General features: G+C 67.8%; 11 protein-coding genes. 7 read left to right on the top strand and 4 right to left on the bottom strand.

Features of this window, described 5'->3' with window-relative positions; genetic code table 11:
• Nucleotides 1-515 precede the first annotated feature (515 nt).
• The 4 genes from argH to ACLQ3F_RS30880 are packed head-to-tail and all read left to right on the top strand — an operon-like array spanning nucleotide 516 to nucleotide 5,088.
• On the top strand, nucleotides 516-2,069 hold the full coding sequence (argH, locus tag ACLQ3F_RS30865; protein ID WP_425853163.1) for an argininosuccinate lyase: 1,554 nt from the start codon (nucleotides 516-518) through the stop codon (nucleotides 2,067-2,069).
• Nucleotides 2,066-3,247 carry an argininosuccinate synthase gene (locus tag ACLQ3F_RS30870; RefSeq protein WP_425853165.1) on the top strand — a complete coding sequence of 394 codons (1,182 nt, stop codon included), beginning with the start codon at nucleotides 2,066-2,068 and terminating at the stop codon, nucleotides 3,245-3,247. The genes argH and ACLQ3F_RS30870 overlap by 4 nt, the downstream gene beginning before the upstream one ends.
• Before the next feature lie 37 nt (nucleotides 3,248-3,284).
• On the top strand, nucleotides 3,285-4,214 hold the full coding sequence (locus ACLQ3F_RS30875; RefSeq protein ID WP_425853179.1) for a methionyl-tRNA formyltransferase: 930 nt from the start codon (nucleotides 3,285-3,287) through the stop codon (nucleotides 4,212-4,214).
• Between the two features lie 28 nt (nucleotides 4,215-4,242).
• Nucleotides 4,243-5,088 (top strand): EamA family transporter, encoded by an 846-nt coding sequence (locus tag ACLQ3F_RS30880; RefSeq protein ID WP_425853166.1) that lies wholly within the window; start codon nucleotides 4,243-4,245, stop codon nucleotides 5,086-5,088.
• A 66-nt stretch (nucleotides 5,089-5,154) separates the two neighbouring features.
• On the opposite strand, the gene argJ is transcribed toward ACLQ3F_RS30880, so the two are convergent.
• Complete coding sequence (argJ, locus tag ACLQ3F_RS30885) at nucleotides 5,155-6,360, bottom strand: bifunctional glutamate N-acetyltransferase/amino-acid acetyltransferase ArgJ (protein ID WP_425853168.1); 1,206 nt, start codon at nucleotides 6,358-6,360, stop codon at nucleotides 5,155-5,157.
• A 154-nt stretch (nucleotides 6,361-6,514) separates the two neighbouring features.
• Here argJ and ACLQ3F_RS30890 point away from each other — a divergent pair, with 154 nt between their 5' ends.
• Nucleotides 6,515-7,354: an alpha/beta hydrolase fold domain-containing protein gene (locus tag ACLQ3F_RS30890; protein WP_425853169.1), complete on the top strand. Its 840-nt coding sequence runs from the start codon at nucleotides 6,515-6,517 to the stop codon at nucleotides 7,352-7,354.
• A gap of 218 nt (nucleotides 7,355-7,572) precedes the next feature.
• Here the strand turns inward: ACLQ3F_RS30890 and ACLQ3F_RS30895 are convergent, their stop codons facing one another.
• Nucleotides 7,573-8,157 (bottom strand): AAA family ATPase, encoded by a 585-nt coding sequence (locus ACLQ3F_RS30895; protein ID WP_425853171.1) that lies wholly within the window; start codon nucleotides 8,155-8,157, stop codon nucleotides 7,573-7,575.
• A gap of 266 nt (nucleotides 8,158-8,423) precedes the next feature.
• On the opposite strand from ACLQ3F_RS30895, the gene ACLQ3F_RS30900 reads away from it, so the two are divergent.
• Complete coding sequence (locus ACLQ3F_RS30900; protein WP_425853172.1) at nucleotides 8,424-9,215, top strand: hypothetical protein; 792 nt, start codon at nucleotides 8,424-8,426, stop codon at nucleotides 9,213-9,215.
• 366 nt (nucleotides 9,216-9,581) lie between these two features.
• Here the strand turns inward: ACLQ3F_RS30900 and ACLQ3F_RS30905 are convergent, their stop codons facing one another.
• Nucleotides 9,582-9,821 (bottom strand): winged helix-turn-helix domain-containing protein, encoded by a 240-nt coding sequence (locus tag ACLQ3F_RS30905; RefSeq protein ID WP_007463473.1) that lies wholly within the window; start codon nucleotides 9,819-9,821, stop codon nucleotides 9,582-9,584.
• A gap of 631 nt (nucleotides 9,822-10,452) precedes the next feature.
• On the opposite strand from ACLQ3F_RS30905, the gene ACLQ3F_RS30910 reads away from it, so the two are divergent.
• Nucleotides 10,453-10,626 (top strand): hypothetical protein, encoded by a 174-nt coding sequence (locus ACLQ3F_RS30910; RefSeq protein WP_425853174.1) that lies wholly within the window; start codon nucleotides 10,453-10,455, stop codon nucleotides 10,624-10,626.
• 288 nt (nucleotides 10,627-10,914) lie between these two features.
• Here ACLQ3F_RS30910 and ACLQ3F_RS30915 read toward each other — a convergent pair.
• Nucleotides 10,915-13,048 (bottom strand): DUF7507 domain-containing protein (locus tag ACLQ3F_RS30915; protein ID WP_425853175.1); only part of this gene is annotated, 2,134 nt, incomplete at its 5' end.

The following is a 13,048-nucleotide window of genomic DNA, read 5'->3' on the forward strand; positions in this document are numbered from 1 at the left end:
CCGCCTCAACGCCCCCTGACATAGTGTGGTCGCACGTGGACGGTCAGTGCGGGCTGGGGCTCGGGCATATCGGCAGGTCAGAGACGTGAACAACACGCGGGGTGTTTGAAATCAGACAAAGAGTGATCAGCTCGACGGAGGCGCTGCTTTCGTCGACGCCATTGCCTGCACCGGTCCCCACTCGGTCCCGGGATGTTGGTCGACTGCATGGAGGGTCGGCCCGCCAGATGTCGGGGTTGTGACAAACAGAAACAGGCGGTCGCCATAACGCCACGAGCATCCGACGCGACCTCCTCCCGAAATTCGCAGCATTTCCCGGCCGCCTTTGTCGTCGACCTGTGGTAATCGCTGCCCTAATCCGCACTGGCCAGTGAGCCGGGCTGCACCGCCTCAAAAGAAAACAATTGCTCGACAATTCTGCGCTCAATTGGCCGCAGAATGGATGACGCCTGCGCCAAAACAAAAGCCATGGCGTTGCGACATGAGGTCCCGACGGGCCCGGAAAGGCGTGTCCGATGACCCAGAAGCTCTGGGGCGGTCGCTTCGAGGAAGACATCACACCCGAGGTACTCGACTACACGCTCACCGTTGACATCGACGTCCGGCTGATCCCACACGACCTGTGGCAGAACATCGCGCACGTACTGCTGCTGGCTCGTCAGGGCATCGTCCCGCAGGACGCGGCGCGATCCATCGTCGCGACGTTGGTCAAGCTGGACCAGCAACATCGAGACGGCGCGCTCACTCTGCGAGCCGAGTACGAGGACGTCCACCTCAACGTCGAGCAGATGGTCATCGAGGAGCTGGGGCTGGACGTCGGTGGCCGGATGCACACGGCCCGGTCCCGCAACGATCAGGTGTCCACCGATGCCCGGATGTACCTCCGCGACGTCCTCCTCGAGGCGGTCGACGCCAACCTCGACCTGATCGACCGGCTGACGCAGCTCACCGATCAGGATTTCCGCACGGTGCTGCCGGGGTACACCCACAGCCAGGCCGCCCAGCCGATCAGCGTCGCCTTCTGGCGGACGGCACACGCCAGCGCGCTGCTGCGTGATGTGCGCCGTCTGCGGGACGCCTTCGGTCGGGTCAACGAGTCACCGCTCGGAGCCTGCGCGCTCGCCGGCACCTCCTTCCCGCTCGACCGTGAGGCGACCGCACAGCTCCTGGGCTTCGACCGGGTGCTCAGCCACGCCCTGGACGCCACCAGCGCCCGCGACCACATGATCGAAGCGGCTGCGGCCTTCGCCCTCGGCAGCAACAACCTGTCACGCATGGCGGAAGAGATCGTCATGTGGAGCGGTCACGAGTACCGGCTCTGCGAGGTGGGGGACGCCTTCACCACGGGCAGTTCCATCATGCCGCAGAAGAAGAACCCGGTGGTCGCCGAGCTGGTACGCGGACGGTCCGGCCGGGCCACCGGAGTGCTGGTGCAACTGCTGACAGCGGTCAAGGGCGTCACGCTCGGGTACAGCTGCGACCTCCAGGAGGACAAGCCGTTCCTGTGGCAGAGCATCGACTCGTACCTGTCCACCCTGCGCGTGGTGGAGAGCCAGACCCGTACTCTTCGCTTCGACCCGCAGCGCGGCGAGGAGCTGTGCTGGGACAACTTCTCGACCGCCACCGAGCTGGCCAACTATCTCGTGTCGGCGGCCGGGGTGTCGTTCCGCCAGTCGCATCACATCGTCGGCAAGGTGGTCGGTCAGCTGATCAGCCGGCAGGCGACGCTGCGCGACCTCGAGCTGGTGTCGTCGATGCTGGCCGACGAGGGCCATCCGGTCGCCGTGGACGTGCTCGGTGAGCTGCTCGCGCCACTGAACGCCGTGAACGGCTACACCAGTGGTGGTGGCACCTCCACCGCCAGCGTTATGGACGTCGCTGCGGAGCTGCGCACCAGTTCCACCGCACACCGTGGCTGGAGCCGTACCCGTCGCGACGGCCTGGCCGCGGCCCGCGCCGGCACGCTGCGCGGTGCCGACGACGTGGCGGGCGGCGCCCCGATCGACAAGACACTCGCCGCTGTCCTCGACGAACTCGCGCACGACCACCCTGGACAGGAGCAGTCATGAAGATCGTTCTCGCCTACTCCGGTGGCCTGGACACATCGGTGGCGCTGCACTGGCTGCGCGACCGGTACGACGCCGAGGTGATCGCCTTCTGCGCCGACATCGGGCAGCTCGAATCCGTACCGGACGTGCGCGAGCGCGCCCTGCGGACCGGCGCGTCCGAGGTGCGGGCGGAGCCACTGACCGACCGGTTCCTGACCGACTTCGCGTTGCCCGCCCTCCAGGCACACGCCCGGTACGAGAACAAGTACCTGCTGGCCGCGCCGCTGTCCCGACCCCTGATCGCACAGCGGATGGTCGAGATCGCGCACGCCGTCGGCGCGGACGCGGTAGCGCACGGTGCCACGGGCAAGGGCAATGACCAGGTCCGCTTCTTCACCAGTGTGGCGGCGCTCGACCCGTCGCTGACGGTGCTGGCACCGGTGATCGACTGGGAGTTGAAGACCCGCGAGGACGAGCTGGCGTACGCCGACAAGCACGGCATCCCGGTGCCTGTCGGCAAGGAAAAGCCCTACAGCATCGACACGAACGTCTGGGGGACCAGTATCGAGTGTGGCGACCTCGACGACGTCGCCCAGCCGCCGCCGGCCGACGCGTGGCAGCTGACCGGTGATCCTCGCCAGGCCCCGGACGAGCCGACCCGGGTACGGATCGGCTTCGCCGGGGGTGTTCCGGTGAGCCTCGACGGTGAGCCGCTGGGTCTGAGCACTCTGGTCGGCCGCCTCAACGCGCTCGCGGCGCCGCATGGCATCGGTCGGATCGACATCACCGAGAGCCGGATCGTCGGTTTCAAGACCCGGGGCATCTACGAGGCGCCGGCGGCAACGGTGCTGATGGCCGCGCACGCGGAGTTGGAGTCGCTGGTGCTGGACCGCGAAACACTGCACCACAAGCAGTCCATCGCCCTGCGATACGCCGAACTCGTCTACTACGGGTACTGGTTCAGCGACCTGCGTCGGGCACTCGACGGATTCGTGGCGACCCTTCAGCAGGCAGTGACCGGCGAGATCGCCGTGGACATGTTCAAGGGGAACTGCACGGTGGTCAGCCGGTCCTCACCGAACTCCCGCTACAGCCGGGCGATGGCCACCTACGAAGCCGGCGACCAGTTCGATCACCAGGCGGGTGCCGGCTTCGCCTACGTGTGGTCACTGCCGCTGACCGCCGGTCACCGGGCCTGAGAAGCAGAGAGGAGCGACACCCGTGCGAGTAGTGTTCATGGGCTACCAGACGTGGGGGCATCGAGTGCTGCAGGCGCTGATGGACTCCCGCCATGAGGTGGTGCAGGTCATCACCCATCCCGACAGCGGGCACGAGTACGAAACCATCTGGAACGACTCGGTGGTCGACCTGGCCGAGAAGCACGACCTGCCGATCATGGTCCGTCAGTACGCCAATGACGACGAGGTCGCCGCACGGCTGCGGGAGCTGGCCCCGGACATCATCGTGTCGTCGGACTGGCGGACCTGGCTGTCGCCGGCCGTGTACGGCCTGGCGCGGCACGGGGCGATCAACGTCCACGACGCCCTGCTGCCTCGTTACGGCGGCTTCGCCCCACTGAACTGGGCGATGATCAACGGTGAACGCGAGGTCGGGGTCACCGTGCACTTCATGAACGATGATTTCGACCTCGGCGAGATCGTGTTGCAGCGCCGGGTCGAGGTGAGCGACAAGGACACGGTGACGAACCTGTTCGAGCGCACCATCGAGATTTTCCCGGAGATCACCCTGTCGGCGCTGGACCTCATCGAGAGCGGCACCGGGCAGTGGATCAGCCAGGACCCGGCCCAGGCGACGTTCTTCCACAAGCGATCGGTGGAGGACAGCCGAATCCACTGGACGTGGCCGGCCGACCGGTTGGCCAATCTGATCCGGGCGCAGAGCGACCCCTACCCGAACGCTTTTGCCTACCACAACGGTGTCCGGCTTCGAGTTACCGCAGCGGCTGTGTCGTCCAAGCGCTACGGAGGGACGCCGGGCCGGATCTTCTGCCCCGAGGGAAACGGCGTGGTCGTGGTGTGCGGACCGGATGCCCACACCGGACGTGAGCAGGGGTTGAGAATCCTCCAGGTGCGCACGGACGATGGCACGGAGCTGCCGGCGCGCGCCTACTTCACGTCAATGGGGGGCTATCTGACATCTCACTGATCCGGCCACCGACAACCCAAGGCGGAACATGTTCAGCATTCTGATGTCGCTGGCTTCGGCAACGGTTCTGGGAGCCGCCGACTTCGTCGGTGGCTTCGCCACCAAGCGCGCCGCGGCGGTGACCGTCGTGCTCTGGTCGAACATGGCAGGGCTGGCGACCGCCGTGGTGTTCGTCGGGACCGTTGGCGGCGGAGACCTCCGGGCTGCCGACGCCGGCTGGGGGGCACTGGCCGGGTTGGCCGGCAGCGTCGGCGCCATGCTGCTCTACCACGCCCTCGCCCACGGAGTGATGAGCGTGGTCGCTCCGACCACCGCCGCCATGGCCGCGATCCTGCCCGTCCTCGTCGGCCTGGCCGGCGGGGACACCGTGTCGGTGATCGGGGCGGCCGGACTGGCCTGCGGACTGATCGCCATCCCCTGCGTCTCGGTCACCTCGGGCGGCGACCGGCCGGGTCGACAATCGCACCTGCGGACCGTGGCCGGTGCGTTGGCGGCCGGTGCCGGCTTCGGCCTGTTCTTCGTGCTGCTGTCCCGTACCGGGGACGGGTCGGGGCTGTGGCCACTGGTGGCCGCCAGATGCGCCTCGTTGACACTGCTCGTGCTCGCCTGGCCGATCGGTCGTTGGCCGATCAGAGCTCGCCGGAACACGGTGCTGCTGGCCCTGCTCTCCGGTGGTCTGGACATGCTGTCGAGCGTGTTGTATCTGCTGGCGGTCCGTGAGGGCTACCTGTCCGTGGTGGGCCTGCTGGCATCGCTCTACCCGGTCAGCACGCTCCTGCTCGCGCGGGTCGTGTTGCGCGAACGCGCCACCCGGGTGCAGTGGGCAGGTGTCGTCCTGGCGCTGGTCGGGGTGTTCCTGCTGGCGTCCCGCTGACCCGCGCGGTTCGGCCACGACCATCCGGGCGGTACCTCGTGGGGTACCGCCCGGATGCGTCGTCGCTCAGGTGGTGTAGTCAGCGTTGATCCGGATGTATCCGTCAGTGAGGTCGCACCCGTACACGGTGAAAGCGCCGTCGCCGATCCCCAGGTCGACCTCGATCACGACGTCGTCGCCTTCGAGGTGGCGCCGCAGCCGAACCAGGGTCTCCTCAGTGGCCTGCGCCGGATAGACCTCGATACCGCCGAAACCGATCCGTACCCGTTCCTGGTCGATGTCCTCGTCGTCCTCGCACTTGCCGATCGCCATGGCCACCCGGCCCCAGTTCGGGTCCGCGCCGTGCACGGCCGTCTTGACCAGCGGCGAGTTGACGATGGCCTTGCCCACCCGCTTGGCCTGCTCGCCGTCGCGGGCACCGCCGACCCGGACCTCGATGAGCTTGCTGGCACCCTCACCGTCGCGGGCGACCATCCGCACCAGGTCCAGTGCGACGGAGTACAACGCCTGCTCGAACTCGTCCAGATCGACCGGCCCGGCCACGCCGTTGGCGAAGATGGCAGCGGTGTCGCTGGTGGAGGTGTCGGTGTCGATGCTGACCGCGTTGAACGTGCGAGCGATGACCGACCGGAACACCCGGTCCAGGTCGGCCGGCTCGATGCGGGCGTCCGTGCAGAAGAACGTCAACAGGGTCGCCATGTTCGGTTCGATCATGCCGACGCCCTTCGCGACGCCGACGATGCTCGCCGCCCCGCAGCTGACCCGCACCACCTTGGGCGTGGTGTCGGTGGTCATGATGGCCCGCGCGACCCGGTCGAAATCGGCAGGCGGAAAGGGCCACCGAAGCTCGGCCAGGCGCTGCCGGACCCTCGGCATCGGATACTGCTTGCCGATCACCCCGGTCGACGCGATGAGCAGCTCGTCGTCGTCCAGCCCGACGGCGCGAGCCACAGCGGACCGCACCTCCCGGGCGTTCTCGAGCCCTTCTTTGCCGGTGGCCACGTTCGCGTTGCGGGAGAGCACCACGACGCCGCGGGTAGACGACGTCGACGCCGCCGAACGGCTGAGCACGACGCTGGGGCCGGCGAACCGGGAGCGGGTGAACACCGCCGCGCTGACCGCGGGCACCTCGGAGACCAGGGCGGTGAAGTCGTCCTCGTCGTCCTTGAGCCCGGCGTTCGCGACCACCGCGCGGAACCCCTGCGGAACGATCATGTGCTGCTCCATCCTTCTCATCTCGGCCCGGTCGTGGCCCTCGAACGCAACAGACACGCCTCGTAACCCACGGTATCAATGGGGCTGTCTGTCTGCCGGGGTCGCCGTGAGCTCGGCGGAGGCCGGCGCGGAGCGTACCGACGCTGGTGGTTCCGGTCCGGGGATGGTCGGCTGGTCGGCACGCCCGGACCGTCGGTGCGACGATGACGCGATGACCGAGTCGGAACCCCCGCGCCGGAACGACCGGATTGAGCACCGTGACATCGTCGTGCACGAAGTCCCGGGCTTCCGCCCGCTCACGTTGGACCTCGTCGTGCCGAGGACGGCACCCCGACCGGCCCCGGTCCTGCTGTGGATCCACGGCGGCGCGTGGCTGTTCGGCTCGCCCAAGCAGCCGCCGGACTGGCTGATGACTGTGGATCCGTTCACCGCCGCCATCCGGGCCGGATTCGCTGTCGCCTCCGCGCAGTACCGGCTCAGCGGCGAGGCGCACTTCCCCGCCCAAGTCGACGACGTCAAGGCGGCGGTGCGTTGGTTGCGCCGGCACGGCGGCACGGTGGGCGTGGACGGCGAGCGGATCGGGGTGTGGGGCGAGTCGGCCGGTGGTCACCTGGCGTCGATGGTCGCGCTGACGGGGGACGACCAGGACGACACCCGCGTTCGGGCAGCGGTCTGCTGGTACGCGCCGTCGAACCTGTTGACCATGCAGTCGCAGGCGCACCCGTCCGGGACGATCGACCACGACGCGGACGACTCACCCGAGTCGCTCCTGATCGGCGCCCCGTTGCCAGGCAACCCGGGGCTGGGCCGGGCGGCAAGTCCGATCACCTACGTCACCGGCCAGGCCCCACCGATGCTGCTGGTCCACGGCGACCAGGACCTGGTCGTACCGGTGGGGCAGAGCGAAGAACTTGCCGCAGCGTTGACCAAGGCGGGTGCCGAGGTCGAGTTGGCGGTGGTGCAGGGGGCCGACCACTGCTTCGGCGGGGTGCCGCTGGAGCCGCTGATCCGCGACACCCTGGCGTTCTTCACCAGGGTCCTGACCGCTTAATTGCCTGAGCCGGCATCGCCGGTAGGTGGCGGTTGCAGTGCCTCCGCTCGGTGGGGGCGCAACGACTCCGAGATGGCCGGGAGTACGTGGTGCGCGTCGCCGTCCGTCTTGACGAGGCGGACCAAGCGGTTACCCGCTCCCCGGTGGGCGGGCCGGCAGCAGGCAGTCAGGACGGTGGGGTGTGTGGAGGCTCCATTCGGAAACGAAGGGACGGCTCGTTACTCGGGGCAGCTTGGGCCAGGTGAGCCGGGAGATCCGTGATCGATGGCTGCTGTGTGTTGCCGGACGAACTCGACGCGGGAGGCGACAACGCTGCGCGGCAGGTTGCTGAGCTGGTAGCCGTGTTGGGTGTAGGCGGTGACCATGGCGTCGTGGGTACGTGCCGCTTCGGTGAAATCTTGGTGTCGTTCGCTGTCGGTGGTGTAGATCTGCGGCCAGGGCGGGGCGATGAACACACGCTGGTGATATCGGAACAACTGCGCTGCGGCTGTCACGTGCGCGGGAACGGGCTGGCCGAGTAGGAGGTAGTAGCCGACCAGGTCCGGGATTCCTCGGTCGAAGAAGACGGGTCCGGGATGCTGGCTGGCTTGGCGGTAGGAGCGGATCTCCCAGCTGAGCATGATCTCGGCGAACAGCCGTGAGTCGGTGGTATGCAGGGCCTGACCGCCGATCGACAGCTGGTCCTGGATAATCTGTCGTCCTGCTTCGTCGACGCAGGCGTAGCCGGCGCGCCGCAAGCTGTCGATCAGCGTGGTCTTTCCGGCGCCGGGTCCCCCGGTGATGACGATGTACTGGCTGCTCACGTCGTCCTCTCTGATAGGCATTTACTGGTAGACGCCATGCCCGCCCGCCACGAGCACCTGCTTCCCTAAACCGTGCGTGGTAGGCGATCAGCCAACAGACCAGCCAAGTTGACGACCGGCGACGGACCCAGACCCGGGTGGACGAGGACTAGGACCACGCTGGCGAGCAGGCCGCGAGACTCGTGATGCGTAGGTCGGCGGTTGCACGTAGCAAGGTCCGCTTGGCGGCAGTCCGTCCTTCAGCGTCCTCGAAGTAAGGTGCGTCTGTGCGTCAGTACACCCCTGGATACCCCGATGACCTTCGGTCTGAGCGGAAGCGCCTCCGAGACTGGTCGAGCTATGAAGGCGACTTCGAGGGTGCCGCCGCTCGAGTAGTAGCCCGGCTCACGGGTGAGTACGTGGTGCTTCAAGATGATGGCAGTGCTGACGGTATGCCGGATCTCCGGATCGAGTATCGGGATGGTCGAACCGCGTACGGCGAGATTACTCAGGACCTAGCCGAGGCCTACGCTGCTCTCGGCAGCGAAGTGCTCAAGCGTCAGTTCCAAATGACCGCCCCAACCCTGGGAAGGGTCTGGTGGGTCACCCTGGCAGCAACGGCCCGAGTCGGCAGGTTGGAACGAGCATTACCGCCGATTCTCGAGAAGCTCGATGCAAGCGGCGACACGTTCGAGATCGCCGTGTTCGACCAACGCCTTGAGCAACACCGTAACGCCGATGTTCGCCTGCTTGCTGAGGCGGGGGTGGTACGGCTGGCGTCGAGGGGGACCCGGGCAGCAGAGACGCCAGTGATCCACATTGCCGCCGAGGGGATAGGTGGTCCGGCGGAGTTGGACTGGGCCTTTTTTGGCGACTACCTTGCCTCGTTCGTGCGCGATGAGCGACGGCTCGATGTCCGGCGCAAGCTGGCGATCACGGGATCCGACGAGCGACACGCCTTCATAGGCTTCTCGTTCAGCACGCCATGGCCCGCCTGGCATGCACTGGACGAGCGCTACAGCGAGCTGCCGACGGAGCCCCCGCAGCTACCGAGAGAGATCACGCACCTGTGGGTGTGAGCCTACCCGCTCGGGCGATGCATCGCGTGGTTTCCCGACCTTGGATGGTTCGCCCCACGCAGCCGCTGGGCTACACAGTAATCGCGGCTGATTCCCAGCGGCGCTGACTGCGAGGCGGCCCGGCCACCAGATGGAAGCGACCGATAGTTCACGTCCGCTGCCTGAAGCGGGGCCTATCTGGGGCGCTGGCGGAACGGTTGTCGACAGCAACGCTGGACAGCAACCGCGCCGGACGGCAGAGCCCCTGAGGCGCGCTGGTACGGACTAACCTCCGAGCCTGCAGCCCTTCCCGGACGTGTGCGGACGCGCCGCACAGAGCTTGTCAGCGAGATGTCGCGGGCGCGGCGGCCGGCTCTGCGAAGGGATCTATTCGGCGACGAAGACGCCAACGCCCGGAAGCGTTTCGGTCATCCCCTTGATCCGTAGTACCTGCATGGCACGGTCGATCACCGGCTCGGTGACCCCGTAGTGCTCGATCAACTCTCGCCGGCTGGGCAGCTTGGAGCCGGGCTGGAACTCGCCTGACGCGATGCGTTCGGCGAGGTCGTCGGCAATCTGCTCGTAGCGGTAACGCGGCGGCACGTGGCTCTCCTCGGTTGGCAACACGAGTAGACCACCTACGTCAGCCCTTGACTACCCAACGGTACCTATGGGAGGTTGCCGAGGAGGTCGATTCCCTCGGTTGGCGCTGTGGGCGTCCTCGCTGGCGTGGATGTTCGGCGCGTCCCCCGCGCTCGGGCATCCACGCCCCCCAGATCGCTCCGGCAAAAGGAGACGGCAAATGCTCCCATCGACATGGGCTGGGCAAGCCTTGGCGCGAGAGGGCAAGGCGAGCCCGTGAAGCGAGTCTCGTACGACGAGTACGTGCTGGCGGTGGCGCTGACGATGGCCCGCCGTCACCAGCCGGTGTGGTCCTGGCGACACTGGCGGCGTATTTTCCGCTGCGGAAGCGATCTGCCATGCCGATGCCGCCACCGCATCCCGATCAACCGTGGCCACTGGCCCAGCCAGGACGGCCCGGGATGACTACTCACCACCCGATCAAGCCGGCCTGGACGTGCGGCGGCTGTGCGGGGCAGTGGCCATGCCAGACCCGGCGCCAAGAGCTGCGAGCCGAGTACGACAGAGCACCGGTGTCACTAGCCCTCTACCTGGCCGCCCATCTCGTCGACGCCGCACAGGACCTGGCCCACGTCCCCGCCGGACACCTGCACTACCGATTCCTCGGCTGGACCCGATGAGCATCCTGCGCTCAGGCGACGAGAAGTTCCACTACAGCGACGGCTCGCACAAGTGGATCCCACCGGACCCGGGCTACGACCAAGAGGTCTGGGACGAACAGGTCCGCCAGCACAAGCACGGCCACCTCAGGAACGAGCGCCCGAAGGTCCGCATCCAGCGCCTCGTCTGACGCCAGCAGTGCAGCCGTGAAAGGCAGCAACCCGGCCAGCCGAACCGAGCCGAGAAGCGCGCCAACAGGCCGTGCGGCCTCGCATCAAGCCCGGTCCAACCGGCTCGCCGAAAGTTCACTCGAAGAGATCGCTGGCTGTTGTCCAAGCAGTCATCGCCATCGACGTTCGTCACGCGGAGGCGTCGTGTCATCTCGTGTGTGGAGCGGATCGCTTGCCGCCGTGGTGGCGACGTGCCGCGAGGGCCGGACCGGTTCCCCTCCGGTCCGACCCCCGCGATCACGTCCGCGTCAGGCGCGGAGTCTGCGCTGCCGGACGACCAGCAGCAGGGCCGCGCCGAGGAGCACCGCCAGCACGCCGGCACCCATCCAGAGTCCGGCCGGGAACGACGTTCCGGTAACCGGGAGCTTGCCCTTCACCGGAATGGTGATCGTGGACTCGGGTGAGATCGGTGTCGGTCCGTCCGGCGGAGTGCCGGTTGCCGTCGCTGTGTTGCGCAGCGACCCGTGGTGGTAGTCCGCCTTGCTGACCGTGTACGTCGCCGTGCAGGTCACGGCCGCGCCAGCGGCGAGGGTGACGGTGCCGTTCGGCGTCCGCTCTGGACCGCAGGTGATCGGGCCGAGGTTGGCCGCCGAGGCCGGTGCGGTCAGGGCGTCGGTGATCGTCACGCCGGTCAGCGGAACCTGGCCGGTGTTGGTGACCACGAACTGGAACGGCACGTGCTGCCCCGGCCGGACGATCTTGTCGGTGCTGCTCGACTTCACCACCGTGATCGCTGCGCCCCGGGTGGCCGTGACCTCTGCTGAGGCCGGCGCGGAGCGTACCGGTGCGGGTGGCTCCTGACCGGGAATGGTCGGGGGCGTGCCGACCGCGACCGCGGTGTTGGTGATTCGGCCGGTCTCGATGTCCGCGGCGGTGACCGCGTAGGTCGACGTGCAGGTGGTGCTTTCCCCGGCGGCCAGGGTGACAGTGCCGTTGGCGACCGGCGGCGTGCCGCAGGTGATGGCCCCGGGCGTCCCGGTGCCGGAGAAGTCCATCTCGTCGACCGTCACCGCGCTGAGCGACGTGGTGCCGGTGTTGCTCACCACGAACCGGTACGTGACCACGTCACCGGCCGCAGACACCACCGTGGGCGTCACCGACTTGGTGATGGCGATCGCCGGGTGCGGGATCGGGATGTCCACCGGCGACGGCGGGGAGACCGGCGGCGGCCCGAACGGCGGCGTGCCGGTGGCCGTGGCCACGTTGCGCAGCGACGAGCCGGTGAAGTCCTCGGCGGTCACCGTGTAGGTCGTCCGGCACTGGATGGAGGCGCCCGGCGACAACGTCACCGCGCCGTTCGGGATGTTGTCTGGACCGCAGGTGATCGGCCCGAGCACGCCGCGGACGGACGGCGGCAGCACAGTGTCGTTGACTGTCACGTCGGTGAGGGTGAGACCGCCGCTGTTGACGACCAGGAAGGTGTACGGCACCTGCTGACCCGGCGCGGCGATCGCCACCGTGGTGGTCGCCTTGATCACCTCGATGTTGGCGACGAGCCCGGACTGCGGGATGGTCAGTGACGACGGCGGTGAGTCGACAGGCGTACCCCCGCCCGGCGGTGTGCCGTGTGCGGTGGCGACGTTGGTGACGCCGTCGTTGTCGAGGTCGGCCTGGGTGACCGTGTAGGTGGCGGTGCAGGTGGTGCTCGCCCCGGGGGCGAGGGTGGTGGCGGCGCAGGTGATCGGGCCGAGATTGGCGTTCGACGACGGCGGGGTCTGCACTTCTGTCACGTTGACGTTGGTCAGCGTGAGCCCACCGTTGTTGACCACGTTGAACCGGTACGGGACCTGCTGCCCGACCGTATCGATCAACACGGTGGTGGAGGTCTTCACCACCTGGATGCTGGCGACGATCCCCGCGTCCGGGATGGTCAGTGTCGCCGGCGCCGAGTCGATGGGCGTCTCACTGCCGGGCGGTGTGCCGTGTGCGGTGGCGACGTCGGTGACCCCGTTGTTGTCGAGGTCGGCCTGGGTGACGGTGTAGGTGGCGGTGCAGGTGGTGTTCGCGCCGGGGGCGAGGGTGGTGGCGGCGCAGGTGATGGGGCCGAGGTCGGCGTTCGACGACGGCGGGGTCTGCACGTCTGTCACGTTCACGTTGGACAGCGTCACGGTGCCGGTGTTGGCCACCAGGAACCGGTAGGGCACCTGCTGCCCGACCGTGTTGATCGAGACGGTGGTGGACGACTTCAGCAGCGAGATCGACTGGATCAGGTCTGCCGCCGGGATGGTCAGCGTCGACGGTGCCGAGTCGATGGGCGTCTCACCGCCGGCCGGTGTGCCGTGTGCGGTGGCGACGTCGGTGACCTCGTCGTTGTCGAGGTCGGCCTGGGTGACGGTGTAGGTGGCGGTGCAGGTGGTGTTCGCGCCGGGGGCGAGGGTGGTG

The organism is Micromonospora sp. DT15 (genome assembly GCF_049841475.1).
Lineage (GTDB): Bacteria > Actinomycetota > Actinomycetes > Mycobacteriales > Micromonosporaceae > Micromonospora.